This window comes from Streptomyces zhihengii, from assembly GCF_016919245.1.
Lineage (GTDB): Bacteria > Actinomycetota > Actinomycetes > Streptomycetales > Streptomycetaceae > Streptomyces > Streptomyces zhihengii.
The window spans coordinates 195,888-221,300 of record NZ_JAFEJA010000002.1; the positions used below are offsets into that span (position 1 = coordinate 195,888).

The following is a 25,413-nucleotide window of genomic DNA, read 5'->3' on the forward strand; positions in this document are numbered from 1 at the left end:
CGTGGCTGCCCGTAACAAGGCCCGCAAGCGCGCCTTCCAGATCCTCTTCGAGGCCGACCAGCGCGGGGCGTCCGTGCAGACGGTCCTCGCGGACTGGGTGCGGCACGCGCGGTCGGACGACCGCCAGCCGCCGGTCGCCGAGTACACGATGGACCTCGTCGAGGGGTACGCGGCGCACGCGGACCGCATCGACGAGCTGATCGCCACGTACGCGGTCGGCTGGACGCTGGACCGCATGCCGGTCGTCGACCGCAACATCCTCCGGCTCGGCGCGTACGAGCTGGTGTGGGTGGACGAGACGCCGGACGCGGTGGTGATCGACGAGGCGGTGCAGCTCGCCAAGGAGTTCTCCACCGACGATTCGCCGTCCTTCGTGAACGGCCTGCTGGGCCGTTTCAAGGACCTCAAGCCGAGCCTCCGCCGCGACTGACCCCGCGGCCGGCCGGACGGCTTCCACCGGGCCCGGGGCGGGAGGACCACCATCCTCCCGCCCCGGGCCCGGTGCTGTTCCGTGCCCCGGACGCGCAAGCGCCCGGGGGCGGAACCGGTCGGCAAACCGGTCCCGCCCCCGGGCGTGACGTTTTTTCAGAAGGGGCGCGCGGGGTTGATCAGTTGTCCTCGTGCGCGACCGCGCGGCGGGCGTCCGCGTCCAGGACGCCCCAGCTGATGAGCTGCTCGGTCAGCACCGAGGGGGACTGGTCGTAGATCACGGCCAGGGTGCGCAGGTCGTCCTGGCGGATCGAGAGCACCTTGCCGTTGTAGTCGCCGCGCTGCGACTGGATCGTGGCCGCGTACCGCTGGAGCGGGCCCGCCTTCTCCTGCGGGACGTGGGCCAGGCGCTCCAGGTCGAGGACGAGCTTCGGCGGCGGCTCGGCGGCCCCGCCCGGCGTCGTGCCCGGAAGCAGCTCCTGCACCGGGACGCCGTAGAAGTCCGCCAGCTCGGCGAGGCGCTGCACGGTCACGGCACGGTCGCCGCGCTCGTACGAGCCGACCACGACGGCCTTCCAGCGGCCCTGGGACTTCTCCTCCACGCCGTGGAGGGAAAGCCCCTGCTGGGTGCGGATGGCGCGGAGCTTGGCCCCGAGCTGCTTTGCGTATTCGCTGGACATATGGCTCCCCGGACGCATGGACAACGTGCGGCTCCGCCGCGCGACTGGTAACTCACTGTGAGGTTACGCAGCGTGACTTGGCTGAGTCAAGCCGAAAGGTCCGGACCGGTTCCGGCCACGGACCGGCGTACCCGGATCAGTACACCCATCAAGCCCTGGTAACGTGGACGGCGCAATTCCGACGTCCTTTAAGAGCCGTCCCGTGAGGCGGAGAAGGAGGTCCGTTTCGTATGGACACGCAGCACAGCCCCGATGCCGCCCGGCCCGTTCTGGAGGCCCCGGACATCGCGCGGGCACTGACCCGCATCGCCCACGAGATCGTCGAACGCGCCAAGGGCGCCGACGACGTGGTGCTCCTCGGCATCCCGACCCGCGGCGTCCACCTCGCGCACCGGCTCGCCGACAAGCTCGAAGGCATCACCGGCCAGAAGATGGCCGTCGGCTCCCTCGACACCACCATGTACCGCGACGACCTGCGCCTGAAGCCCGCGCGGACGCTCGCCCGCACCGAGATCCCCGCCGACGGCGTCGACGGCCGCCTCGTCGTCCTCGTCGACGACGTGCTCTTCTCCGGGCGCACCATCCGCGCCGCGCTGGACGCCCTCGGCGACATCGGCCGGCCGCGCGCCGTGCAGCTCGCCGTCCTGGTCGACCGCGGCCACCGCGAGCTGCCCATCCGCGCCGACTACGTCGGCAAGAACATCCCCACGTCGCTCCGCGAGGCGGTCCGGGTCCAGCTCGCCGAGGAGGACGGTCGCGACACCGTGCTGCTCGGGCTGAAGGACACCGCTCCGGCCGGCGAGCAGTAGCTCCCCCGTACGGCACCCCCGCGTACGGCGAGCGCTGCCGCGCGCCCGCATGCCCGTCCGGCTCCACAGATCTGGAGAGAACACCCCGATGATGCGCCACCTCATCTCGGCAGCCGACCTCACCCGCGACGAAGCGGTCCGCATCCTCGACACCGCCGAGGAGATGGCCCGGGTCGCCGACCGGCCGATCAAGAAGCTCCCGGCCCTGCGCGGCCGCACCGTCTGCAACCTCTTCTTCGAGGACTCGACCCGCACCCGGATCTCCTTCGAGGCCGCCGAGAAGCGGCTGTCCGCGGACGTCATCAACTTCGCCGCCAAGGGCTCCAGCGTCTCCAAGGGCGAGTCCCTGAAGGACACCGCGCAGACCCTGGAGGCCATGGGCGTCGACGCCGTCGTCATCCGGCACGGCGCCTCCGGCGCCCCCTACCGGCTCGCGACCTCCGGCTGGATCGACGCCCCTGTCATCAACGCCGGCGACGGCACCCACCAGCACCCCACCCAGGCCCTGCTGGACGCCTTCACCATGCGCCGCCGGCTCGTCGGCCGCGACGCCGGGATCGGGCAGGACCTGGCGGGCCGCCGGATCACCATCGTCGGCGACGTGCTGCACAGCCGGGTCGCCCGCTCCAACGTCGACCTGCTGCACACCCTGGGCGCCGAGGTCACCCTGGTCGCGCCGCCCACCCTGGTGCCCGTCGGCGTCGAGACCTGGCCCTGCGAGGTCTCGTACGACCTGGACTCCACGCTCGCCAAGTCCGACGCGATCATGATGCTGCGCGTCCAGCGCGAGCGGATGAACGCCGCGTTCTTCCCCACCGAGCGCGAGTACTCCCGCCGCTACGGCCTCGACGGCGACCGGATGGCGAAGATGCCCGGCCACGCCATCGTGATGCACCCCGGCCCCATGGTCCGCGGCATGGAGATCACCGCGGAGGTCGCCGACTCCGACCGCTGCACCGTCATCGAGCAGGTCGCCAACGGCGTGTCCATCCGGATGGCCGTCCTCTACCTGCTGCTCGGCGGCAACGAATCCGACGCACCCAACCCCCGTACCGAGGAGAAGTAAGAACCATGAGCAAGATCCTTATCCGCGGTGCGAAGGTGCTGGGCGGCGAGGCGCAGGACGTCCTGATCGACGGCGCCACCGTCGCGGCCGTCGGCACGGGGCTCTCCGACGAGGGCGCCCGGGTGATCGAGGCGCAGGGGCAGATCCTGCTGCCGGGCCTGGTCGACCTCCACACCCATCTGCGCGAGCCGGGCCGCGAGGACTCCGAGACCGTGCTGACCGGCACCCGCGCCGCCGCGAGCGGCGGCTACACCGCCGTGTTCGCCATGGCCAACACCTTCCCCGTCGCCGACACCGCCGGCGTCGTGGAGCAGGTCTACCGGCTCGGCAAGGAGTCCGGCTACTGCGACGTGCAGCCCATCGGCGCCGTCACCGTCGGCCTGGAGGGCAAGAAGCTCGCCGAGCTCGGCGCCATGCACGACTCGGCCGCCGGCGTCACCGTCTTCTCCGACGACGGCAAGTGCGTCGACGACGCGGTCATCATGCGCCGCGCCCTGGAGTACGTGAAGGCCTTCGGCGGCGTCGTCGCCCAGCACGCACAGGAGCCGCGCCTCACCGAGGGCGCGCAGATGAACGAGGGCGTCGTCTCCGCCGAACTCGGCCTCGGCGGCTGGCCCGCCGTCGCCGAGGAGTCGGTCATCGCCCGCGACGTCCTGCTCGCCGAGCACGTCGGCTCCCGGGTGCACATCTGCCACCTCTCCACCGCCGGCTCCGTGGAGATCGTCCGCTGGGCCAAGTCCCGCGGCATCGACGTCACGGCCGAGGTCACCCCGCACCACCTGCTGCTCACCGACGAGATGGTCCGCAGCTACAACCCCGTCTACAAGGTCAACCCGCCGCTGCGCACCGAGCGCGACGTGCTGGCCCTGCGGGAGGCGCTCGCCGACGGCACCATCGACATCGTCGCCACCGACCACGCGCCGCACCCGCACGAGGACAAGGACTGCGAGTGGGCCGCGGCCGCGATGGGCATGGTCGGCCTGGAGACCGCGCTCTCCGTCGTCCAGCAGACGATGGTGGAGACCGGGCTGCTCGACTGGGCCCAGGTGGCGGACCGGATGTCGTTCGCCCCCGCGCGCATCGGACGGGCCCAGGGGCACGGACGCCCCGTCTCGGCTGGTGAGCCCGCGAACCTCACGCTGGTCGATCCGGCATACCGTGGTGTGGTGGACCCCGCGGGCTTCGCCTCCCGCAGCCGCAACACCCCGTACGAGGGCCGCGAGCTGCCGGGACGCGTCACCCACACCTTCCTGCGGGGCCGGGCGACGGTCGTGGACGGGAAGCTGGCGTGACACCTGCACTGATGAATCTGGCCGCACAGGCGGCAGCCGACGCCGAGCGGAAGTCGGCGGAGGTCACCGACTGGGCCGCCCGGATCGGCTGGGTGGTGGGCCTGCTCCTCTTCGTCGCCTTCGTCTACTGGCTGATGCGCCAGGGATGGAAGTGGCGCGGCAGCCTCCAGTCCGACCTGCCCGAACTCCCCGAGGCGCCCGAGGCGCCCGGCGAGGCGCTGCTCACGATGACCGGCCGCTACCACGGCTCCACCACGGCCGGGCAGTGGCTCGACCGGATCGTCGCCCACGGCCTCGGCGTGCGCAGCCGCGCCGAACTCACGCTCACCGACCAGGGGCTCGCTGTGGTGCGCCCCGGTGCCCGGGACTTCTTCGTACCGGCCGGCGCCCTGCGCGGCGCCCGGCTCGACAAGGGGATCGCGGGCAAGGTCCTCGCCGAGGGCGGTCTGCTGATCGTCACCTGGGCGCACGGGGACCGGCAGATCGACTCCGGCTTCCGCTCGGACCACGCGGCCGAGCAGACCACCTGGGTCGACGCAATCGAGAACATGATCAGGACGACGGAAGGCACCGCACGATGACGATCTCCACCCGGGGAGCCGGCAAAGCTCCCGCCGTACTCGTCCTGGAGGACGGCCGCATCTTCCGCGGCCGCGCCTACGGGGCCGTGGGGGAGACCTTCGGCGAGGCGGTGTTCAACACCGGCATGACCGGCTACCAGGAGACCCTCACCGACCCGTCCTACCACCGCCAGGTGGTCGTGATGACCGCTCCCCACGTGGGCAACACGGGCGTCAACGACGAGGACGACGAGTCGAAGCGGATCTGGGTCTCCGGATACGTCGTCCGCGACCCCGCCCGCATCCCCTCCAACTGGCGCTCCCGCCGCTCCCTCGACGAGGAGCTCGCCTCCCAGGGCGTCGTCGGGATCTCCGGCATCGACACCCGCGCGCTCACCCGCCACCTGCGCGAGCGCGGCGCCATGCGCGTCGGCATCTTCTCCGGCGAGACCCTCGCCGGCGACGCCGCGCTGCTCGCCCGGGTCCAGCAGGCCCCCGAGATGAAGGGCGCCGACCTCTCCGCCGAGGTCGCCACCGCCGAGACGTACGTGGTGCCGGCCATCGGTGAGAAGAAGTTCACCGTCGCCGCCCTCGACCTCGGCATCAAGGGCATGACCCCGCACCGGATGGCCGAGCGCGGCATCGAGGTGCACGTGCTGCCCGCCACCGCCACCGCCGAGCAGGTCTACGCGGTGAACCCGGACGGCGTCTTCCTCTCCAACGGCCCGGGCGACCCGGCCACCGCCGACCTCACGGTCATCAAGGCGGTCCTGGAGCGCCGGACCCCGCTCTTCGGCATCTGCTTCGGCAACCAGCTCCTCGGCCGGGCCCTCGGCTTCGGCACCTACAAGCTGAAGTACGGCCACCGCGGCATCAACCAGCCGGTGCAGGACCGCACCACCGGCAAGGTCGAGGTCACCGCGCACAACCACGGCTTCGCCGTCGAGGCCCCCCTCGACAAGGTCTCCGACACCCCCTACGGCCGCGCCGAGGTGTCCCACGTCTGCCTGAACGACGACGTGGTCGAGGGCCTGCGGCTGCTCGACCAGCCGGCCTTCAGCGTCCAGTACCACCCCGAGGCGGCCGCCGGCCCGCACGACGCCGCGTACCTCTTCGACCGCTTCGTTTCTCTGATGGAGGCCGAGCGTGCCTAAGCGCACCGATATCCAGTCCGTCCTGGTCATCGGCTCCGGCCCGATCGTCATCGGCCAGGCCGCCGAGTTCGACTACTCCGGCACCCAGGCCTGCCGCGTCCTCAAGGCCGAGGGCCTGCGGGTCATCCTGGTCAACTCCAACCCGGCCACGATCATGACCGACCCGGAGATCGCCGACGCCACCTACGTCGAGCCGATCACCCCCGAGTTCGTCGAGAAGATCATCGCCAAGGAGCGCCCCGACGCGCTGCTGCCCACCCTCGGCGGCCAGACCGCGCTGAACACCGCGATCTCCATGCACGAGCAGGGCGTGCTGGAGAAGTACAACGTCGAGCTGATCGGCGCCAACGTCGAGGCGATCAACAAGGGCGAGGACCGCGACCTGTTCAAGGAGGTCGTCGAGGCCGTCCGCGGCAAGATCGGCCACGGCGAGTCCGCCCGCTCGGTGATCTGCCACTCCATGGACGACGTCATCGCGGGCGTCGACACCCTCGGCGGCTACCCCGTCGTCGTCCGCCCCTCCTTCACCATGGGCGGCGCCGGCTCCGGCTTCGCCCACGACGAGGAGGAGCTGCGCCGCATCGCCGGCCAGGGCCTCACGCTCTCCCCGACCACCGAGGTGCTCCTGGAGGAGTCCATCCTCGGCTGGAAGGAGTACGAGCTGGAGCTGATGCGCGACAAGAACGACAACGTCGTGGTCGTCTGCTCCATCGAGAACTTCGACCCGATGGGCGTCCACACCGGCGACTCCATCACCGTGGCGCCCGCGATGACGCTCACCGACCGCGAGTACCAGCGGCTGCGCGACATCGGCATCGCGATCATCCGCGAGGTCGGCGTCGACACCGGCGGCTGCAACATCCAGTTCGCGGTCGACCCGGCCGACGGCCGGATCATCGTCATCGAGATGAACCCCCGGGTCTCCCGGTCCTCGGCGCTCGCCTCCAAGGCGACCGGCTTCCCGATCGCCAAGATCGCCGCGAAGCTCGCCGTCGGCTACACGCTGGACGAGATCCCGAACGACATCACCGAGAAGACCCCGGCCTCCTTCGAGCCCACCCTCGACTACGTCGTGGTCAAGGCGCCCCGGTTCGCCTTCGAGAAGTTCCCCTCCGCCGACTCCACCCTCACCACCACCATGAAGTCGGTGGGCGAGGCCATGGCCATCGGCCGCAACTTCACCGAGGCCCTCCAGAAGGCGCTGCGCTCGCTGGAGAAGAAGGGCAGCCAGTTCGACTTCACCGGCGACCCGGGGGACAAGGACGAGCTGCTGCGGGAGGCCGTGCGCCCGACCGACGGCCGGATCAACACCGTCATGCAGGCCATCCGCGCGGGCGCCACGCCCGAGGAGGTCTTCGACGCGACCCGGATCGACCCCTGGTTCGTCGACCAGATGTTCCTGATCAAGGAGTACGCCGACGAACTGGCCGCGGCCGAGAAGCTCGATCCCGAGCTGCTCGCCGAGGCCAAGCGCCACGGCTTCTCCGACGCCCAGATCGCCGCCATCCGCGGCCTGCGCGAGGACGTCGTCCGCGAGGTGCGCCACGCGCTGGGCATCCGCCCGGTCTACAAGACGGTCGACACCTGCGCCGCCGAGTTCGCCGCCCGCACCCCGTACTTCTACTCGTCCTACGACGAGGAGTCCGAGGTCGCGCCCCGCACCAAGCCCGCCGTGATCATCCTCGGCTCCGGGCCCAACCGCATCGGCCAGGGCATCGAGTTCGACTACTCCTGCGTCCACGCCTCCTTCGCGCTGCACGACGCCGGGTACGAGACCGTGATGGTCAACTGCAACCCGGAGACCGTCTCCACCGACTACGACACCTCCGACCGGCTCTACTTCGAGCCGCTCACCCTGGAGGACGTGCTGGAGATCGTGCACGCCGAGTCGCTGGCCGGCCCGGTCGCCGGTGTCGTCGTGCAGCTCGGCGGCCAGACGCCGCTCGGCCTGTCCCAGGCGCTCAAGGACAACGGCGTCCCCGTCGTCGGCACCTCCCCGGAGGCCATCCACGCCGCCGAGGACCGCGGCGCCTTCGGCCGGGTCCTCGCCGAGGCCGGCCTGCCCGCGCCGAAGCACGGCACCGCCACCACCTTCGCCGGCGCCAAGGCCATCGCCGACGAGATCGGCTACCCCGTCCTCGTCCGCCCGTCCTACGTGCTCGGCGGACGCGGCATGGAGATCGTCTACGACGAGGCGCGCCTGGAGGCGTACATCGCCGAGTCCACCGAGATCTCGCCGACCCGCCCGGTCCTGGTGGACCGCTTCCTCGACGACGCGATCGAGATCGACGTCGACGCCCTCTACGACGGCCACGAGCTCTACCTCGGCGGCGTCATGGAGCACATCGAGGAGGCCGGCATCCACTCCGGCGACTCGGCCTGCGCCCTGCCCCCGATCACCCTCGGCGGCTTCGACATCAAGCGGCTGCGCGCCTCCACCGAGGCCATCGCCGAGGGCGTCGGCGTGCGCGGTCTGATCAACATCCAGTTCGCCATGGCCGGCGACATCCTCTACGTGCTGGAGGCCAACCCGCGCGCCTCCCGCACCGTGCCCTTCACCTCCAAGGCGACCGCCGTGCCACTGGCCAAGGCCGCCGCCCGGATCTCGCTCGGCGCGACCATCGCCGAGCTGCGCCAGGAAGGGCTGCTGCCGCGCAGCGGCGACGGCGGCACCCTCCCGCTGGACGCGCCGATCTCCGTCAAGGAGGCCGTGATGCCGTGGTCGCGCTTCCGCGACGTCCACGGCCGCGGCGTCGACACCATCCTCGGCCCGGAGATGCGCTCCACCGGCGAGGTCATGGGCATCGACTCGCTCTTCGGCACCGCCTACGCCAAGTCGCAGGCCGGCGCCTACGGCCCGCTGCCCACCAAGGGCCGCGCGTTCGTCTCGGTGGCCAACCGGGACAAGCGCTCGATGATCTTCCCGGCGCGCGAGCTGGTCGCCCATGGCTTCGAGCTGATGGCCACCTCCGGCACGGCCGAGGTCCTCAAGCGCAACGGCATCAACGCCACCGTCGTCCGCAAGCAGTCCGAGGGCGTGGGTCCGAACGGCGAGAAGACCATCGTCCAGCTCATCCACGACGGCGAGGTCGACCTCATCGTCAACACCCCGTACGGCACCGGCGGCCGCCTCGACGGCTACGACATCCGTACGGCGGCGGTGGCCCGCTCCGTACCGTGCCTGACCACGGTCCAGGCGCTCGCGGCGGCCGTCCAGGGCATCGACGCGCTGAACCGCGGCGACGTCGGCGTCCGATCGCTCCAGGAACACGCCGAACACCTGACCGCGGCCCGCGACTAGTCACCCGAGGGGGACACCGGAAACGGTGTCCCCCTCCTCATGAGGACACCACCGTGTACAAACTCTTCTTCGCCCTGGTCTTCACGCGGATGGACCCCGAGAAGGCCCACCACCTGGCCTTCCGCTGGATCCGCCTCGCCGCCCGCGTCCCCGTACTGCGGACCTTCGCCGCCGCGGTGCTCGCGCCCCGGTACAAGGAACTGCGCACCGAGGCGCTCGGCCTGCGGATGCACGGACCGTTCGGCCTCGCGGCCGGCTTCGACAAGAACGCCCAGGCCGTCGACGGCATGGCGATGCTCGGCTTCGACCACGTCGAGATCGGCACCGTCACCTCCGAGCCCCAGCCGGGCAACCCCGGAAAGCGCCTCTTCCGGCTGGTGCCGGACCGCGCCCTGATCAACCGGATGGGCTTCAACAACGAGGGCTCCGCCGCCGTCGCCGAGCGCCTGGCGGGGCGCCGGGAGGTCTTCCGCACCACCCTCGGCGTCAACATCGGCAAGACGAAGGTCGTCCCCGAGGAGGAGGCCGTCGCCGACTACGTCGCCTCCACCGAGCGCCTGGCCCGCCACGCCGACTACCTCGTCGTCAACGTCTCCTCGCCCAACACCCCCGGCCTGCGCAACCTCCAGGCCACCGAGTCGCTGCGCCCGCTGCTCACCGCCGTGCGCGAGGCCGCCGACCGCACGGTCACCGGCCGCCGGGTGCCGCTGCTCGTCAAGATCGCCCCCGACCTCGCGGACGAGGACGTCGACGCGGTGGCCGACCTGGCGCTCGAACTCGGCCTGGACGGCATCATCGCCACCAACACCACGATCGCCCGCGAGGGCCTCGGCCTCACCTCGCCGCCCGACGTCGTGGCGGAGACCGGCGGCCTCTCCGGCGCCCCCGTCAAGGCCCGCTCCCTGGAGGTGCTGCGCCGCCTGTATGCCCGCGTCGGCGACCGCATCACCCTCGTCGGCGTCGGCGGCATCGCCGACGCCGAGGACGCCTGGCAGCGCATCCTCGCCGGCGCCACCCTGGTCCAGGGCTACAGCGCCTTCGTGTACGAGGGCCCGTTCTACGCCCGGGCGATCCACAAGGGCCTCGCCGCACGCCTCGCGGCCAGCCCTTACGCCACCCTCGCCGAGGCCGTCGGCGCCGAGACACGGAAGGCAGCCACCGCATGAGCCCCCTGGAGCCGTTCGGCACCCGTCTGCGCCACGCCATGGACACCCGCGGGCCGCTCTGCGTCGGCATCGACCCGCACGCCTCCCTGCTCACGGCCTGGGGCCTCGCCGACGACGTCGCCGGCCTGGAGCGGTTCACCCGCACCACCGTGGAGGCCCTCGCCGGCCGGGTGGCCGTCCTCAAGCCCCAGTCCGCCTTCTTCGAGCGCTTCGGCTCCCGGGGCATCGCCGTCCTGGAGAAGGCCGTCGAGGAGGCGCGCTCGGCCGGCGCGCTGGTGCTCATGGACGCCAAGCGCGGCGACATCGGCTCCACGATGGGCGCCTACGCGGAGACCTTCCTGCGCAAGGACTCGCCGCTCTTCTCGGACGCCGTCACCGTCTCCCCCTACCTCGGCTTCGGGTCGCTGCGGCCCGCCCTGGACCAGGCCGTGCTGAGCGGCAGCGGGGTCTTCGTGCTCGCGCTGACCTCCAACCCGGAGGGCGCCGAGGTGCAGCGCGCCACGGCCGCGGACGGGTCCTCGCTCGCCGCGCTGATGCTGCGGCACATGGCGGCGGAGAACGAGGGGGCCGACCCGCTGGGCTCGGTCGGCGCGGTCGTCGGCGCCACCCTCGGCGACGCGGGCGCGGACCTCGCGATCAACGGCCCGCTGCTCGCCCCCGGCATCGGCGCCCAGGGCGCGACGCCGGCCGACCTGCCCCGGGTCTTCGGCGCCGCGGTGGGCAACGTGGTGCCGAGCGTCAGCCGCGGGGTCCTGCGGCACGGACCGGACGCGGCGGCGCTGCGGTCCGCAGCCGACCGCTTCGCCGACGAGGTGCGTGAGGCCGTGGCCTCGGCCGGGGTCTGAGCAGCTCCGGAGGGGTCCCCGGCCCGGGCCTTGACATTTTCTTGACAGAAATGTCGGTCGTTTTGTCTGAAAACTCCTGGTCGGTCGATGCTGACCAGGACTTTTCGTCCGTTCTCGCTGACTGGAGGCGTGTTGGCCGCTAGTCTCCGTCCCAGAGCGCGCGAGCAGGGCGGTGAACTGCACTGTTCGACGCTCACCAGGTGCGGGACCGACTTCGGTCCTCACCGGTCCGTATCCGACAGTTCGACATCCGAGGTGACGTAGGCGTGGCTCTTCCGCCCCTTACCCCTGAACAGCGCGCAGCCGCGCTCGAAAAGGCCGCCGCGGCTCGCCGGGAGCGGGCCGAGGTCAAGAATCGACTCAAGCACTCCGGCGCCTCCCTCCACGAGGTCATCAAGCAGGGCCAGGAGAACGACGTCATCGGGAAGATGAAGGTCTCGGCCCTCCTCGAGTCCCTGCCGGGCGTGGGCAAGGTCCGCGCCAAGCAGATCATGGAGAGGCTCGGCATCTCCGAGAGCCGCCGCGTGCGCGGTCTCGGCTCGAACCAGATCGCTTCCCTGGAGCGAGAGTTCGGCGGCGGCGCCGCCTGACGACCCTGGTGCCCCGCCCGGCGCGTGACGCCCGGTGGGCGGCCCGGTCCGCTGACGCGGCCGGTGCCCGCCGGCCGGCCGGCGCCGCCGGGCGCGGCGCGAGGCACTCCCGGGAACCTGGATAATCGCCTCATGGCAGCAGAGGTTCGTCCGCGGCTGACCGTGCTCTCCGGCCCCTCGGGGGTCGGCAAGAGCACGGTCGTCGCGCATATGCGCAAGGTCCACCCCGACGTGTGGCTCTCGGTGTCGGCCACGACCCGCAAGCCGCGCCCCGGCGAGGAGCACGGCGTCCAGTACTTCTTCGTCGGCGACGACGAGTTCGACAAGCTGGTCGCCAACGGCGAGTTGCTGGAGTGGGCCGAGTTCGCGGGCAACCGCTACGGCACGCCACGCCGTGCGGTCCTCGACCGCCTGGAGGCGGGCGAGCCGGTGCTGCTGGAGATCGACCTCCAGGGCGCCCGGCAGGTCAAGGAGTCCATGCCGGACTCGCAGCTCGTCTTCCTCGCCCCGCCGAGCTGGGAGGAGCTCGTCCGCCGGCTCACCGGCCGCGGCACCGAGTCCCCCGAGGTGATCGAGCGGCGCCTGGCGGCGGCCAGGGTCGAACTCGCCGCCGAGGCGGAGTTCGACACCACCCTCGTCAACACCTCCGTCGAAGGCGTGGCCCGTGAGCTGCTAGCCTTGATGGCAGTTGTTTGATCTTTTGTCCGAATCTTTTGTGCACGTTCTTCGGAAGGCTAGAGAGTGTCCTCTTCCATCACCGCGCCCGAGGGCATCATCAACCCGCCGATCGACGAGCTGCTCGAGGCCACTGACTCGAAGTACAGCCTCGTGATCTACGCGGCCAAGCGCGCGCGTCAGATCAACGCGTACTACTCGCAGCTCGGTGAGGGCCTGCTGGAGTACGTCGGCCCCCTGGTGGACACCCACGTCCACGAGAAGCCGCTCTCGATCGCCCTGCGTGAGATCAACGCGGGACTGCTGACCTCCGAGGCCATCGAGGGCCCGGCCCAGTAGGCGCACCACGTTCTCGGCCACAGGCCCGGCGGATCCGTCCGCCGGGCCTGTGGTGTGTCCGGGACCGCGCCGGGCCGCCGGGGACGTCCGGTGCCCGGTGGTGCAGCATGGACACGTACCGGATCCGAGTGCGGGGAGACGCAGTGGACAAGCCGAAGGTGGTACTGGGGGTCAGCGGGGGCATCGCCGCCTACAAGGCGTGCGAGCTGCTGCGCAGGCTCACCGAGTCGGGGCACGACGTGCGGGTGGTCCCCACCGCGTCCGCGCTGCACTTCGTCGGCGCGGCCACCTGGTCGGCGCTGTCGGGCAACCCGGTCTCCACCGAGGTCTGGAACGACGTCCACGAGGTCCCCCACGTGCGCATCGGCCAGCACGCCGACCTCGTCGTCGTGGCGCCCGCCACCGCGGACATGCTCGCCAAGGCGGCGCACGGCCTCGCCGACGACCTGCTGACCAACACCCTGCTCACCGCCCGCTGCCCGGTCGTCTTCGCCCCCGCCATGCACACCGAGATGTGGGAGCACCCGGCCACCCAGGAGAACGTCGCCACCCTGCGCCGGCGCGGCGCCGTGGTGATCGAACCCGCCGTGGGCCGGCTCACCGGCGTCGACACCGGCAAGGGCCGGCTGCCCGACCCCGGCGAGATCTTCGAGGTCTGCCGCCGGGTCCTCGCCCGCGGCACGGCCGCCCCCGACCTCGGCGGCCTCCATGTGGTGGTCAGCGCCGGCGGCACCCGCGAGCCGCTGGACCCGGTGCGCTTCCTCGGCAACCGCTCCTCGGGCAAGCAGGGCTACGCCCTGGCCCGTACGGCGGCCGCGCGCGGCGCCCGGGTCACCCTGATCGAGGCCAACACCGGCCTGCCGGACCCGGCGGGGGTCGACGTCGTGCACGTCGGGACCGCCGTGCAGCTCCGCGAGGCCGTGCTGAAGGCGGGGGCCGACGCCGACGCCGTGGTCATGGCCGCGGCCGTGGCCGATTTCCGGCCGAGTGAGTACGCCACCGGCAAGATCAAGAAGAAGGACGGCGTGGAGGCCCCCGCCGTCACCCTGGTCCGCAACCCGGACATCCTCGCCGAGATCTCCGCCGACCGCGCCCGCCCCGGCCAGGTGGTGGTCGGCTTCGCCGCCGAGACCGACGACGTCCTCGCCAACGGGCGGGACAAGCTGCGCCGCAAGGGCTGCGATCTGCTGGTCGTGAACGAGGTGGGGGAGCGCAGGACCTTCGGTTCCGAGGAGAACGAGGCCGTCGTCCTCGCCGCCGACGGCGCCGAGACACCGGTGCCGCACGGTCCGAAGGAAGCCCTCGCCGACATCGTCTGGGACCTCGTCGAGGCCCGGGTGGACCGGGCCGGCCGCTGACCGGGGGCGCCTGCCGGAGCCGCCCGCGGGCGGCTCCGGTCCCGCAGTGTGAGACACCTCATGGCCGGGGGCGGCCGGCGGACGGGGCGCCGCGCCCGGCCCGGCGAACACTCGGCGACACCGGGGTGAAGAACAGCACCCCGGTAAAACCCGCCAAATGTGGCGAATCACTCCGCTCGCAGACGCTATGGTCGTACCGTCTCGGCCATGGACCACAGGTCAGGGAGCTCCCACGCTGCGAGACGGGTTGTCCGGCTGCGGAACGCGACCGATAAACTGGTCCGCGGAACGTCGCGGGGCGCAGCCCCCTGCCGGTCCGTCAATGATCAGCCAGCAGCCGCTGCAACCCCAGGGAGCGATGTGTCCCGCCGTCTCTTCACCTCGGAGTCCGTGACCGAGGGCCACCCCGACAAGATCGCCGACCAGATCAGCGACACGATCCTCGACGCCCTGCTCAAGGAGGACCCGACCTCCCGGGTCGCCGTCGAGACCCTGATCACGACCGGCCTCGTGCACGTCGCCGGCGAGGTGACCACCAAGGCCTGGGCGGACATCCCGACCCTCGTGCGCAACAAGATCCTCGAGATCGGCTACGACTCGTCGAAGAAGGGCTTCGACGGCGCCTCCTGCGGCGTCTCGGTGTCCATCGGCTCCCAGTCCCCGGACATCGCGCAGGGCGTCGACACGGCGTACGAGAAGCGCGTCGAGGGCGACGAGGACGAGCTCGACAAGCAGGGCGCCGGCGACCAGGGCCTGATGTTCGGCTACGCGTGCGACGAGACGCCCGAGCTGATGCCGCTCCCGATCCACCTGGCCCACCGGCTGTCCCGCCGGCTGTCCGAGGTCCGCAAGAACGGCACCATCCCCTACCTGCGTCCCGACGGAAAGACCCAGGTCACCATCGAGTACGACGGTGACAAGGCGGTCCGTCTGGACACCGTCGTGGTGTCCTCGCAGCACGCGTCCGACATCGACCTGGACTCGCTGCTGGCACCGGACATCCGCGAGTTCGTCGTCGAGCACGTGCTGAAGCAGCTCGTCGAGGACGGCATCAAGCTGGACACCGACGGCTACCGCCTGCTGGTCAACCCGACCGGGCGCTTCGAGATCGGCGGCCCGATGGGCGACGCCGGTCTGACCGGTCGCAAGATCATCATCGACACCTACGGCGGCATGGCCCGTCACGGCGGCGGCGCCTTCTCGGGCAAGGACCCGTCGAAGGTGGACCGCTCGGCCGCCTACGCCATGCGCTGGGTCGCCAAGAACGTCGTGGCGGCCGGTCTCGCGGCCCGCTGCGAGGTCCAGGTCGCGTACGCGATCGGCAAGGCGGAGCCGGTCGGCCTCTTCGTCGAGACCTTCGGCACCGCCACCACGGACGTCGAGAAGATCGAGCAGGCCATCGCCGAGGTCTTCGACCTCCGCCCGGCCGCGATCATCCGCGACCTCGACCTGCTCCGCCCGATCTACGCCCGCACCGCGGCCTACGGCCACTTCGGCCGTGAGCTCGCCGACTTCACCTGGGAGCGCACCGACCGCGTCGACGCCCTCCGCGCGGCGGCCGGCGTCTAGGACGCAGCCGCACCCGCACTCGCACCGGGCCCCCGGCCGCAGCAGCGGCCGGGGGCCCGGTGCCATGGGCGGGCGGTGCACGGGCCGGGCCGGACTGTCGGCGGGCTCTGGTAGGAATGTTGGCTGTGAGCAGCGACGACGAGCAGCCGAAGGAGCCCGCGGACGGCGGGCCGGAGCAGCTTGCGCTCATCCGGGAGACCGTCCGGCGGGCCCATGTGCCCAAGGCCAAGCCCCGCACCTGGCGCGGGGCCCCGCTGGCGAAGGACCGGCCCATCGCCCGGGTCATGGTGGACAAGGGCGTGCTCCACCTCGACCGGCTCTGGGACTACGCCGTGCCCGAGGAGCTCGACGAGGCCGCCCAGCCGGGGGTGCGCGTCCGCGTCCGCTTCGGCGCCGGCTCGCACCAGGTGCGCGGCGGGCGCCGGGAGGGCGGCGGGCTGATCGACGGCTTCCTCGTCGAGCGGCTCGCGGAGTCCGACTACACGGGACCGCTCGCCGCGCTCGCCCATGTCGTCTCGCCCGAACCGGTCCTCAGCCCCGGCATGCTCGACCTCGCCCGGGCGGTCGCCGACCGGTACGCGGGCAGCCTCGCCGACATCCTCCAGCTCGCCGTCCCGCCCCGGAACGGCAAGGCCGAGGCCCGCCCGTCCCCCGATCCGCTGCCGCCGCCGCCCGCCCCCGAACCGGGCCCCTGGGAGCGCTACGGACACGGCCCCGCCTTCCTGAGCTCGCTCGCCGCAGGCCGGACGCCCCGCGCGGTGTGGACCGCCCTGCCCGGCCCGCACTGGCCGGACGAACTCGCCCGCGCCGTCGCCGCCACCCTCGCCTCGGGGCGCGGCGCCCTGGTCGTGGTCCCCGACGGGCGCCGGGCAGCCCGGGTCGACGAGGCGCTCACCGCACTGCTCGGCCCCGGCCGGCACGCCCTGCTCACCGCCGACTCGGGGCCGCAGAAGCGCTACGGCGAGTGGCTGGCCGTGCGCAGGGGCTCGGTGCGAGCCGTGGTGGGCACCCGTGCCGCCATGTTCGCCCCCGTCCGCGACCTCGGCCTCGTCGCCGTCTGGGACGACGGCGACGCCAGCCACAGCGACGACCACGCGCCCTTCCCGCACGTCCGCGAAGTCCTGGAGCTCCGGTCCGCCCACGACGACTGCGCCTTCCTGCTGGGCGGCACCGGCTGCACCGTCGAGGCCGCGCAGCTCGTCGAGAGCGGCTGGGCCCGTCCGCTGGTCGCCGACCGCGCGCGGGTCAGGGCCGCGGCCCCGCTGGTGCGGACCGTCGGCGACCACGACCTCGCCCGGGACGAGGCGGCCCGGGCCGCGCGGCTGCCCAGCCTCGCCTGGCAGACGGTGCGCGAGGGCCTGCGCGAGGGCCCCGTGCTGGTGCAGGTGCCGCGCCGCGGCTACGCGCCCCGGCTCGCCTGCGAGCGCTGCCGCACCCCGGCCCGCTGCCGCCACTGCGCCGGCCCGCTGGAGGCACGGGACGAGCGCGAGCTGCACTGCGTGTGGTGCGGCACCGCCGAGAACGACTGGCACTGCGCGGAGTGCGGCTCGGTGCGGCTGCGCGCGCGGATCGTGGGGGCGCGGCGCACGGCGGAGGAGCTGGGGCGGGCCTTCCCGGCCGTGCCCGTGCGCACCTCGGGCCGCGACCATGTGCTCGACACCGTCCCCGGGCGGCCGGCGCTGGTGGTCTCCACCCCGGGGGCCGAGCCCGTCGCCGAGGGCGGGTACGCGGCCGCGCTGCTGCTGGACGGCTGGGCGATGCTCACCCGGCCCGACCTGCGCGCCGGCGAGGAGGCGCTGCGCCGGTGGATCGCCGCCGCGTCCCTCGTGCGGGGGCAGGACGAGGGCGGCACGGTCGTCGTGGTGGCCGAGCCCACCCTGCGCCCCGTGCAGGCGCTGGTCCGCTGGGACCCGGTCGGCCACGCGCTGCGCGAACTGGCGGAACGGGCGGAGCTGCGGTTCCCGCCCGTGTCGCGGATGGCCGAGGTGACCGGTCGGCCGGAGGCCGTCGCGGAGTTCCTCGCCGCCGCCGAGCTGCCGCCTCCGACGGAGGTGCTGGGGCCCGTGCCGCTGCCCGTCACCGAGCCCGGCCGGGGCCCGCGCCGCCCCGGTGACCCCCCGGTGGGGGAGCGCTGGGAGCGCGCGCTGCTGCGCGTGCCGCCGGGGAGCGGCTCGGCCCTGGCCGCCGCCCTGAAGACGGCCCAGGTGGCCCGTCTCGCCCGCGGCGGCACGGACGCCGTCCGGCTGCGGGTGGACCCGCCGGACATCGGCTGACGCCGCCGGGCCGGGGGCAGCCTGCCGGACGTCGGCTGGGTCTGTCGGGCCGGGGGTGGGCCCGCCGGACGTCGGCTTGGTCTGTCCTGTTGCGGGTGGCCTCGCCGGACAGCGGCTGACCCACCGGCCGCTCGGGGTCCTGCCCGGGTGGGGCCGCGGGCCTCGGCGGGCCAGGCCGCGGGGCGCCCCAGCCCTCGGGCGGCCGGCGCCGCGGGGCGTCCCGGGCCGGCGGTCGGGGCCGCGGGGCCCGGGGGGTGCGCCGCCACGGGCGGGGTGCCTGGTACCGGGGCGTCCCGGGGGTTATGGGACCGGGCGCTCGGCCCTGTGCGGACCCAGCCCGCCGCACGGGCCGGGTCCTCGGGGCGCCCGGTGGTCGGGGCGCCCCAGCCGTGGGGCGCCCCCGTGGCGGTCAGCCGTTGCGGGGGCCGGGGAAGGCGCTCGGGCGCGGGTCCGTCGGCTGGGGTGGCATGGAGCGGGCGGCCGGCACGGCGGGCAGCGGGCCGGGGATCGTACGCGTCGCCGTGTTCTCGGGCATCCGTTCGGCCTCGGCGGCCGGTCCGGGCTGCGGCGGGGGCGTCGTGCGGCGCGAGCCGTAACGGCGGTGCACGGCCTGCTTGGTGACACCGAGCGCCGAGCCCACCGCGTCCCAGGAGAAGCCCAGGGAGCGGTCGAAGTCCACGGCCGCGGTCACCAGCGTCTCGACGCTGTCGCGCAGCTCCTGCGCGAGGCGGACGGTCGGGGCGGGCGCCCTGCCGTAGACGACGAAGCCCGTGGACGGGCCGGAGCGGCGGGGACGGTAGACATTGCCCAACTGGGCGGTGAGCGTGCGCAAGGCGTCCACCTGCCGGCGGACCCGCTCGATGTCCCGCACCAACAGGTGCAGGCTTGCCCGGGCTTGGGCGTCGTGGGTTGCGTGGTCGGCCATCGACAAGCCTCTCGAACCGGCGTGGAAGGGGCCGGGCCGCGTCCGGGCGGCCCGCTTCGGTCAATCTCTCTTGACCAACGCTCCTGCCGTCGATCTGGTCACGCTTCGGGGCGTAAGCGCATATGCGCGGGGCGCGCGGGCTTCCGTACGCCCCCTGCGGCACCGCCCCATAGACTGGTGAGCTGCTCGTCACCGCCCGCACAACAGCTCCGGCCCGAGAGGCAGTCAGTCACCGATGAGGCTCGTCTTCGCAGGTACCCCCGAGGTCGCCGTTCCCGCCCTGGACGCCCTGATCGCCTCCGGGCGGCACGAGGTCGTCGCGGTCGTCACCCGGCCCGACGCGCCCGCCGGGCGGGGCAGGCGGCTGGTGGCGAGCCCGGTCGCCCAGCGCGCGGAGGAGGCCGGGATCGAGGTGCTCAAGCCGGCCAGGCCCAAGGACGAGGCGTTCCTCGCACGGCTGCGCGAGATCGCGCCGGACTGCTGCCCGGTCGTCGCCTACGGCGCCCTGCTGCCCCGGGTCGCCCTCGACATCCCGGCCCGCGGCTGGGTGAACCTCCACTTCTCCCTGCTGCCGGCCTGGCGCGGGGCCGCGCCCGTGCAGCACGCGATCCTCGCGGGTGACGAGATGACGGGCGCCGCCACCTTCCAGATCGAGGAGGGGCTGGACTCCGGCCCGGTCTACGGCGTGATCACCGAGCCCGTGCGGCACACCGACACCAGCGGGGACCTGCTCACCCGGCTGGCGTTCGCCGGCGCCGGCCTGCTCGCCGCGACGATGGACGGCATCGAGGACGGCACCCTGCACGCCGTGCCGCAGCCCGCCGACGGCGTCTCCCTCGCCCCGAAGCTCACGGTCGAGGACGCCCACGTCGACTTCACCGCCCCCGCGCTGCGCGTCGACCGCGTGGTGCGCGGCTGCACCCCGGCCCCCGGCGCGTGGACGGTCTTCCGGGGGGAGCGCCTCAAGCTCCTCCACGTCACCCCGCTGCCCGACCGCACCGACCTGGCCCCCGGCGAGCTGGACGCCGGGAAGAACCACGTCCACGCGGGCACCGGCTCGCACGCCGTGGAGCTGCTGTGGGTCCAGCCCCAGGGCAAGAAGCCGATGCGCGCCGCGGACTGGGCGCGCGGGGTGCGCATCGGCGCGTCCGAGAAGCTCGGCGCCTGACGCGCGCCCGCGGTCCGGCCGCCGGTCCCGTCGCGGAGGGGCGGCGCGCCGGACGTAGGGTGGGAGGGATCAGCCCTCACGAACGCGGAGCACCTTTTGAGCGAGCAGTCCCGTCGCCGTCCCCCCAAGCCGTACCGCAAGCCCAAGAAGGATCCCGTGCGGATCCTCGCCTTCGAGGCGCTGCGGGCCGTCGACGAACGGGGCGCGTACGCGAACCTCGTCCTGCCCCCGCTGCTCAAGAAGGCCCGCGAGCACGGCGACTTCGACGGCCGTGACGCCGCGCTCGCCACCGAGCTCGTCTACGGCACCCTGCGCCGCCAGGGCACCTACGACGCGGTCATCGCCGCCTGCATCGACCGGCCGCTGCGCGAGGTCGACCCGCCGGTGCTCGACGTCCTCGCACTCGGCGCGCACCAGCTGCTCGGCACACGCATCCCCACCCACGCGGCGGTCTCCGCCAGCGTCGAGCTCGCCCGGGTGGTGCTGGGCGACGGCCGGGCCAAGTTCGTCAACGCCGTCCTGCGCAAGATCTCCCAGGACGACCTGGACACCTGGGTGCAGCGCGTCGCGCCCCCGTACGAGGACGACGCCGAGGACCACCTCGCGGTCGTCCACTCCCACCCGCGGTGGGTCGTCTCGGCGCTCTGGGACGCGCTCGGCGGCGGGCGGGCCGGGATCGAGGACCTGCTGGAGGCCGACAACGAGCGCCCCGAGGTCACCCTCGTCGCGCGCCCCGGCCGGGCCACGACCGGTGAGCTGCTGGAGGTGCTCGGGGAGGAGTCGGTGCTGCCGGGCCGCTGGTCCCCGTACGCGGTGCGGCTGGCCGAGGGCGGCGAGCCCGGTGCGATCGAGGCCGTCCGGGAGGGCCGCGCGGGCGTGCAGGACGAGGGCAGCCAGCTCGTCGCGCTCGCCCTGGCGGCGGCGCCCCTCGACGGCCCCGACCGGCGCTGGCTCGACGGCTGCGCCGGCCCCGGCGGCAAGGCGGCGCTCCTCGCCGCGCTGGCCGCCGAGCGGGGCGCGGCGCTGCTCGCCTCGGAGAAGCAGCCGCACCGGGCCCGGCTGGTGGGGCGCGCGCTGGCGGGCAACCCCGGCCCGTACCAGGTCGTCGCCGCGGACGGCACCCGTCCGCCGTGGCGGGAGGGCGTCTTCGACCGGGTGCTCGTCGACGTGCCGTGCTCCGGCCTCGGCGCGCTCCGCCGCCGCCCCGAGGCCCGCTGGCGGCGCAGGCCCGAGGACCTCGACGGCTTCGCCCCGCTCCAGCGCGGCCTGCTGCGCGAGGCGCTGCGGGCGGTGCGGGTCGGCGGCGTCGTCGGCTACGCCACCTGCTCCCCGCATCTCGCGGAGACCCGGGTCGTCGTCGACGACGTGCTGCGCGGCCGCGGCGGACCGGCGGTGTCCGCCGAGTGGATCGACGCACGGCCGCTGATGCCCGGGGTCCCGGCCCTCGGCGACGGCCCCGACGTGCAGCTGTGGCCGCATCTGCACGGCACCGACGCGATGTACCTCGCCCTGCTGCGCCGCACCGCCTGACCGCGGCCTCCGGCCCGGACCGCTACACGGGCACCGGCACCGGGACGTCCGCGCCGGCGCCCGCGTAGCGGGACAGGTCGCGGACGCAGGCGCGGACGAGACCGCGGGCCCGGCCGTGGACGGTGCCCGCGCCCGCCGCCAGGGAGAGCTCCGCCGCCGCGGGCGCCACGGCCGAGTGGCCGAAGCGCACCGAGCAGCGCACCGAGGAGTACGGGGCCGGGGTGCCCTCGGGCGCGCTCGCGGTCAGGGTGATCGCGCAGCCCCGCACACCGACGCCGGCCGCGTCGAGCGATTCCCGCACGCGTGCCGTCAGCGGGGCGGCGATGTCCTGGAGCGAGCCGGCCGGCAGCGGCACCGGGACGGAGAGGACCTCGGCGCCGATGCCGCGCAGCGAGGCCGCCGCGAGCCCCAGCGACCGCGCCCCGAAGAGCTGCCGGTGGTGCAGCACGTAGACACCCGCGAGCACCGTGCGCACCGCGTTCTCCAGCGGGTCCTCGTGGGTGGCGGGTGCCTCCCACCCCCACCGGCGGGGGACGATCCGGCGCGGCGCCCGCCCCGTGGTCAGGGCGCGGAGCCCGTCGGCCACCGAGTCGCCGAGGACCCACCGGCCGCCGTGGTCGACGCAGAGCAGGCCGCCCGACTCCGAGACCCCGAGCGCGCCGCCGGCGTCCGTGCGGCCGAGGGGGAACACCTCCTCGCCGAGTTCCCCGGCGAGCGCGGCGAAGGAGCGTGCCGCGTGCACCGCCGTGCCGGGGTCGATGACGCAGCCGGTCGCCGCGACCTCGGTGCCCGCCGTGCCCGGCACCGGTGCCAGGCCGTGGAACTCCCGCAGCGCGCGGAGCGCGGCGGGGAAGAGGCTGCTGCCCCGTGCGCCGGTGGCGGCGGCGAGGACCGCCGCCGCCGTGAGCGCCGCGGCCAGGGCGCCCTCGCCCGCGTCCCGTCCCTCGTACCAGCCGGCGGCCGTCAGCGCGTCGAAGTCGCCGCTCATGAGTCGACGACGTCCACGCCGAGTTCGTCGAGCAGCGCGGTGCAGGACCGGCAGACGGGCGCCGGGGTGCCGTGCTCCGGATCGCCGTGGTCGCGGATCCTGCGCGCCATCAGCGCGGCGCCCGCGAAGTGCTCGCGCGCCTCGTCGAGCGAGGTGGTGCCGCCGTCCGCGCGCTGCTCGTCCAGGCCCCACAACTGGTCCGAGACGAGGGCGGATTCGGCGCAGTAGCCGATGAACGGCTCCCGCAGCCCCGGGGGCAGCGCGTCGAAGAACCCCTGGACGGCGGGGTGGAGCCGGGGGGACTCGTCCCCGGTCAGATTGGTGTGGCTGACGATCGTCCCCTGGACGATCAGCGAGGCGGCCACGCCCGGCACGAGGTCAGACAAAGTGTCCCTCCGCGTCTTCCTGGTCCCCGGTCATCAGACTGGACAGGGCCTGGGTCTCGTCGGCCCCGAGGAAGTAGGGCCCGGTGTAGTGCAGATAGAAGAAGCGCCCGGTGTCGTCCAGCAGCACGATGCCGTTCTCGGTCGACTCCCAGCCGACCGGGAAGAGCCGCTGCCCCAGGTTCTCCGCCAGTTCGGTGATGTCCTCGGCGTCGCCCGCGTACCCGAAGGTGGGGTTCGCCCGGAAGACCCGCTCCGGCGCCTTGGGCATGGGGAACTCCAGGCCGACGAAGGACGCCACGAAGCGGCGCACCTCGTCCCACGGCTCCAGGGGGAAGCCCTGTCCGGCGGCGCCCTCCACCCGCAGGGCGATCAGTTCGCCGGCCTTCGCCAGGTTCTCCGGCTCCTTCTCGCGGTCCGCGTGCCAGCCGTGGGCCGACAGCCAGGCGTCGATCTCGCTCCGGGGGGCGGTGGGTCGTCTCATGGTGCTCCTCGCTGGGGGAATCGGTTGGTCGGACGGTCAGCTGTGCAGACCGACTCCCAGGGCGTCCATCACCGGCCCGCAGCTGCGGCAGGGCGGGAGGTAGCCGCCGTGCGCCACCTTGTTGCCGTCGTTGTCGAACTGTTCGCCGATGGCCACGGTGTGGATCTTGCTCCCGGCCAGTGCGTCACGGGCGTCGTCGAGGCTGGATATGTCCCGGGTGCGCCCGAGTTCGTGCAACCGGTCGGAGACCAAGGATACTTCCGCGCACCGTCCGTGCCCTCGGCCGAGGGGGGTGCCGTCGCGGTCGGAGCGCGCCTGCACGTCGTCGTACAGCTCCTTGAGCGAGGGATGGGTGTCCGGGTACGCCTGGCCGTGGCGGCCCTGGGAGCTGGTGTGGGAGGTGATGACGTCGCCGTGGGACAGCGAGCCCGCGCAGCCCGACTGGACGCGGTCCTTGCCCTCGGGTGTGTGGCCGGACGTCTTCTGCGCGTCGTCGGCGAGCCGGCGCGCCTCGGTCTCCAGCAGCCGCATGCGCTCCGGCTCGTCGAGCCCGGAGACGTCGAGGGCGTCCCGCCGGTGGTGGCGCATCCGGCCCGCGCTCCTGCCGTGCCAGTCCGGCTGCGGCTGCAGGGGGCGTCCGCCGCCGTTGCCCCCTCCGCCGTTGCCGCCGCCACCCCCACCCCCGCCGCCTCCGCCGCCACCCCCGCCGCCGCCGCTCGGCATGCCGGTGCGCTTGCCGCCGGCACCCGGCCAGCCCGTCCCCTCGCCGCCGCCCCAGGTGCCGGGGTAACCGGTGCCGGTGAACTGGCGGCCCGAGTTCGGGACATCGGTCTTCTGGGCCTTGGCGATGCGGTCCCGGACGCCCTGGTCCGAGGTGCGGTGGTGCTTGGAGCCCTGGCCGATGGCCTCGGGCAGGTCCTTGCCCACGTGCTTGCCCATGTGCCCGTGGCCCTTGACCAGCTTCTCCACCACCTCCTCGATGGTGGTGTCGAGGGCGGCGGTCAGCGCGTCCTTCCCCTTGGCGCGCCCGTGGTGCCCCTTGGCCCGGCCGATCTTGGTGGCGGCGCGGGAGTTCATCTTGATCTGGACGTCCGCCAGCCGGCCGCCGGTGTTGCTGTGCGCGTCGTGGTCGATCACCGGGCCCGCGCCCGGCTTGCCCCCGCCGCCGGCCGAGTTGATCTGCATGCCGTCCTTGCCGGCCTGCACCGCCTGGTCGACGTCGATGCCGTCCTGCTGGCCGGTGACGTTCATCGCCGTCTGGATCGCGAGGTCCGTGACGACGCTCTCCAGCGCGGCTACCGCGGGCTGGGTGAGCACGGCGACGATCTCGGAGACGGCGGCCTCCGCCATCTCCTTGAGGATCTTCTTGAACGCGATCCGCGTCGCGACGATCTTCCCGCCCGCCAGCAGCGCGGTGAGACCGGCCGTGAACGGCGCCGCCGCGAGCGCGATGCCCACCGTCGCGCACAGGTCGGCCAGTTCGCCCACCGCGGCGATCTTGCGGGCCACGATGATGTCCGCGACCCGGTCCAGGGCCCCGGCGATGATCCGCGCCGCCCCCGCCAGGTCCTTGTTCTTCGCCTGGACCTTCTGCCAGTGCTTGTCCAGCGCCGTCAGCGACTCGCTCTGCCCCGTCGACAGCAGCCGCTGGATGTGGCCGTGCGCCGAGCCCGCGTCGTCGTCCGCGTCGTCCGCGAACTCCCGCAGCGCGTCCGCCATGTCGCGGTACGCGTCCTCGTCGACGTTCGGCCACCCCACGCCCACGACGTCCAGCATCGTGTCGACGCCTTCAGGGATGGTGTATCCCATTGCTCGCCCCCGTTCTTGAT

At 73.4% G+C, this 25,413-nt stretch carries 23 protein-coding genes; 17 read left to right on the plus strand and 6 right to left on the minus strand.

Annotated features, from left to right (window positions below):
* Nucleotide 1 precedes the first annotated feature (1 nt).
* Complete coding sequence (gene nusB, locus JE024_RS29090; RefSeq protein WP_205376943.1) at nucleotides 2-430, plus strand: transcription antitermination factor NusB; 429 nt, start codon at nucleotides 2-4, stop codon at nucleotides 428-430.
* A gap of 178 nt (nucleotides 431-608) precedes the next feature.
* On the opposite strand, the gene bldD is transcribed toward nusB, so the two are convergent.
* Entirely contained in the window at nucleotides 609-1,109 is a 501-nt protein-coding gene (gene bldD, locus JE024_RS29095; RefSeq protein WP_017242229.1) for a transcriptional regulator BldD, read from the minus strand.
* A 230-nt stretch (nucleotides 1,110-1,339) separates the two neighbouring features.
* Here bldD and pyrR point away from each other — a divergent pair, with 230 nt between their 5' ends.
* The 14 genes from pyrR (at nucleotide 1,340) to JE024_RS29165 (ending at nucleotide 18,106) form a co-directional block, all read left to right on the plus strand.
* Nucleotides 1,340-1,918, plus strand: coding sequence for a bifunctional pyr operon transcriptional regulator/uracil phosphoribosyltransferase PyrR (gene pyrR / locus JE024_RS29100; protein WP_205376944.1), 579 nt, complete (start codon nucleotides 1,340-1,342; stop codon nucleotides 1,916-1,918).
* A gap of 88 nt (nucleotides 1,919-2,006) precedes the next feature.
* Entirely contained in the window at nucleotides 2,007-2,984 is a 978-nt protein-coding gene (locus JE024_RS29105; RefSeq protein ID WP_205376945.1) for an aspartate carbamoyltransferase catalytic subunit, read from the plus strand.
* A 5-nt stretch (nucleotides 2,985-2,989) separates the two neighbouring features.
* Entirely contained in the window at nucleotides 2,990-4,276 is a 1,287-nt protein-coding gene (locus JE024_RS29110) for a dihydroorotase (RefSeq protein ID WP_205376946.1), read from the plus strand.
* 11 nt (nucleotides 4,277-4,287) lie between these two features.
* The gene (locus JE024_RS29115) at nucleotides 4,288-4,857 is read left to right on the plus strand and encodes a PH-like domain-containing protein (protein WP_205378414.1); all 570 of its coding nucleotides are present in this window, start codon (nucleotides 4,288-4,290) and stop codon (nucleotides 4,855-4,857) included.
* Nucleotides 4,854-5,990 carry a glutamine-hydrolyzing carbamoyl-phosphate synthase small subunit gene (gene carA / locus JE024_RS29120; RefSeq protein ID WP_205376947.1) on the plus strand — a complete coding sequence of 379 codons (1,137 nt, stop codon included), beginning with the start codon at nucleotides 4,854-4,856 and terminating at the stop codon, nucleotides 5,988-5,990. Before JE024_RS29115 ends, carA begins: the two co-directional genes overlap by 4 nt.
* On the plus strand, nucleotides 5,983-9,291 hold the full coding sequence (gene carB / locus JE024_RS29125) for a carbamoyl-phosphate synthase large subunit (protein ID WP_205376948.1): 3,309 nt from the start codon (nucleotides 5,983-5,985) through the stop codon (nucleotides 9,289-9,291). Before carA ends, carB begins: the two co-directional genes overlap by 8 nt.
* Nucleotides 9,292-9,344: 53 nt before the next feature.
* The gene (locus JE024_RS29130; protein ID WP_205376949.1) at nucleotides 9,345-10,457 is read left to right on the plus strand and encodes a quinone-dependent dihydroorotate dehydrogenase; all 1,113 of its coding nucleotides are present in this window, start codon (nucleotides 9,345-9,347) and stop codon (nucleotides 10,455-10,457) included.
* The gene (pyrF, locus tag JE024_RS29135; RefSeq protein ID WP_205376950.1) at nucleotides 10,454-11,302 is read left to right on the plus strand and encodes an orotidine-5'-phosphate decarboxylase; all 849 of its coding nucleotides are present in this window, start codon (nucleotides 10,454-10,456) and stop codon (nucleotides 11,300-11,302) included. Before JE024_RS29130 ends, pyrF begins: the two co-directional genes overlap by 4 nt.
* Nucleotides 11,303-11,568: 266 nt before the next feature.
* On the plus strand, nucleotides 11,569-11,892 hold the full coding sequence (locus JE024_RS29140; RefSeq protein ID WP_005319887.1) for an integration host factor: 324 nt from the start codon (nucleotides 11,569-11,571) through the stop codon (nucleotides 11,890-11,892).
* Between the two features lie 132 nt (nucleotides 11,893-12,024).
* Entirely contained in the window at nucleotides 12,025-12,588 is a 564-nt protein-coding gene (gmk, locus tag JE024_RS29145) for a guanylate kinase (protein WP_205376951.1), read from the plus strand.
* A gap of 45 nt (nucleotides 12,589-12,633) precedes the next feature.
* On the plus strand, nucleotides 12,634-12,906 hold the full coding sequence (rpoZ, locus tag JE024_RS29150; RefSeq protein ID WP_005319902.1) for a DNA-directed RNA polymerase subunit omega: 273 nt from the start codon (nucleotides 12,634-12,636) through the stop codon (nucleotides 12,904-12,906).
* Between the two features lie 107 nt (nucleotides 12,907-13,013).
* Nucleotides 13,014-14,264 (plus strand): bifunctional phosphopantothenoylcysteine decarboxylase/phosphopantothenate--cysteine ligase CoaBC, encoded by a 1,251-nt coding sequence (gene coaBC, locus JE024_RS29155; RefSeq protein WP_205376952.1) that lies wholly within the window; start codon nucleotides 13,014-13,016, stop codon nucleotides 14,262-14,264.
* Between the two features lie 360 nt (nucleotides 14,265-14,624).
* Nucleotides 14,625-15,833 carry a methionine adenosyltransferase gene (gene metK / locus JE024_RS29160; RefSeq protein ID WP_205376953.1) on the plus strand — a complete coding sequence of 403 codons (1,209 nt, stop codon included), beginning with the start codon at nucleotides 14,625-14,627 and terminating at the stop codon, nucleotides 15,831-15,833.
* Nucleotides 15,834-15,958: 125 nt separating this feature from the next.
* A complete protein-coding gene (locus JE024_RS29165) occupies nucleotides 15,959-18,106 on the plus strand; it encodes a primosomal protein N' (protein ID WP_205376954.1) in 2,148 nt (715 codons plus the stop codon).
* 409 nt (nucleotides 18,107-18,515) lie between these two features.
* On the opposite strand, the gene JE024_RS29170 is transcribed toward JE024_RS29165, so the two are convergent.
* On the minus strand, nucleotides 18,516-19,031 hold the full coding sequence (locus JE024_RS29170; RefSeq protein WP_205376955.1) for a hypothetical protein: 516 nt from the start codon (nucleotides 19,029-19,031) through the stop codon (nucleotides 18,516-18,518).
* A gap of 235 nt (nucleotides 19,032-19,266) precedes the next feature.
* Between JE024_RS29170 and fmt the strand changes: the two genes are divergently transcribed.
* Nucleotides 19,267-20,199, plus strand: coding sequence for a methionyl-tRNA formyltransferase (gene fmt / locus JE024_RS29175; protein ID WP_205376956.1), 933 nt, complete (start codon nucleotides 19,267-19,269; stop codon nucleotides 20,197-20,199).
* 96 nt (nucleotides 20,200-20,295) lie between these two features.
* Nucleotides 20,296-21,729, plus strand: a complete 1,434-nt coding sequence (locus tag JE024_RS29180; RefSeq protein WP_205376957.1) for an RsmB/NOP family class I SAM-dependent RNA methyltransferase — start codon at nucleotides 20,296-20,298, stop codon at nucleotides 21,727-21,729.
* Nucleotides 21,730-21,751: 22 nt separating this feature from the next.
* Here the strand turns inward: JE024_RS29180 and JE024_RS29185 are convergent, their stop codons facing one another.
* Genes JE024_RS29185 through JE024_RS42375 form a run of 4 tightly spaced genes read right to left on the minus strand, consistent with a single transcriptional unit; the run spans nucleotide 21,752 to nucleotide 25,393 of the window.
* Entirely contained in the window at nucleotides 21,752-22,717 is a 966-nt protein-coding gene (locus JE024_RS29185; RefSeq protein WP_205376958.1) for an SUKH-3 domain-containing protein, read from the minus strand.
* Nucleotides 22,714-23,103, minus strand: a complete 390-nt coding sequence (locus tag JE024_RS29190) for a YwqJ-related putative deaminase (RefSeq protein WP_205376959.1) — start codon at nucleotides 23,101-23,103, stop codon at nucleotides 22,714-22,716. The genes JE024_RS29185 and JE024_RS29190 overlap by 4 nt, the downstream gene beginning before the upstream one ends.
* The gene (locus JE024_RS29195) at nucleotides 23,096-23,584 is read right to left on the minus strand and encodes an SUKH-3 domain-containing protein (protein WP_205376960.1); all 489 of its coding nucleotides are present in this window, start codon (nucleotides 23,582-23,584) and stop codon (nucleotides 23,096-23,098) included. The genes JE024_RS29190 and JE024_RS29195 overlap by 8 nt, the downstream gene beginning before the upstream one ends.
* A gap of 36 nt (nucleotides 23,585-23,620) precedes the next feature.
* On the minus strand, nucleotides 23,621-25,393 hold the full coding sequence (locus JE024_RS42375) for a YwqJ-related putative deaminase (RefSeq protein ID WP_205376961.1): 1,773 nt from the start codon (nucleotides 25,391-25,393) through the stop codon (nucleotides 23,621-23,623).
* Between the last annotated feature and the right edge of the window lie 20 nt (nucleotides 25,394-25,413).

Excerpts from the sequence above, each read along its gene's own strand:
- bldD (WP_017242229.1), bottom strand. The coding sequence starts at position 1,109 with ATGTCCAGCGAATACGCAAAGCAGCTCGGGGCCAAGCTCCGCGCCATC.
- pyrR (WP_205376944.1), top strand. The coding sequence starts at position 1,340 with ATGGACACGCAGCACAGCCCCGATGCCGCCCGGCCCGTTCTGGAGGCC.
- JE024_RS29105 (WP_205376945.1), top strand. The coding sequence starts at position 2,007 with ATGATGCGCCACCTCATCTCGGCAGCCGACCTCACCCGCGACGAAGCG.
- JE024_RS29110 (WP_205376946.1), top strand. The coding sequence starts at position 2,990 with ATGAGCAAGATCCTTATCCGCGGTGCGAAGGTGCTGGGCGGCGAGGCG.
- JE024_RS29115 (WP_205378414.1), top strand. The coding sequence starts at position 4,288 with ATGAATCTGGCCGCACAGGCGGCAGCCGACGCCGAGCGGAAGTCGGCG.
- carA (WP_205376947.1), top strand. The coding sequence starts at position 4,854 with ATGACGATCTCCACCCGGGGAGCCGGCAAAGCTCCCGCCGTACTCGTC.
- pyrF (WP_205376950.1), top strand. The coding sequence starts at position 10,454 with ATGAGCCCCCTGGAGCCGTTCGGCACCCGTCTGCGCCACGCCATGGAC.
- gmk (WP_205376951.1), top strand. The coding sequence starts at position 12,025 with ATGGCAGCAGAGGTTCGTCCGCGGCTGACCGTGCTCTCCGGCCCCTCG.
- coaBC (WP_205376952.1), top strand. The coding sequence starts at position 13,014 with ATGGACACGTACCGGATCCGAGTGCGGGGAGACGCAGTGGACAAGCCG.
- JE024_RS29170 (WP_205376955.1), bottom strand. The coding sequence starts at position 19,031 with ATGGCCGACCACGCAACCCACGACGCCCAAGCCCGGGCAAGCCTGCAC.
- fmt (WP_205376956.1), top strand. The coding sequence starts at position 19,267 with ATGAGGCTCGTCTTCGCAGGTACCCCCGAGGTCGCCGTTCCCGCCCTG.
- JE024_RS29185 (WP_205376958.1), bottom strand. The coding sequence starts at position 22,717 with ATGAGCGGCGACTTCGACGCGCTGACGGCCGCCGGCTGGTACGAGGGA.
- JE024_RS29195 (WP_205376960.1), bottom strand. The coding sequence starts at position 23,584 with ATGAGACGACCCACCGCCCCCCGGAGCGAGATCGACGCCTGGCTGTCG.
- JE024_RS42375 (WP_205376961.1), bottom strand. The coding sequence starts at position 25,393 with ATGGGATACACCATCCCTGAAGGCGTCGACACGATGCTGGACGTCGTG.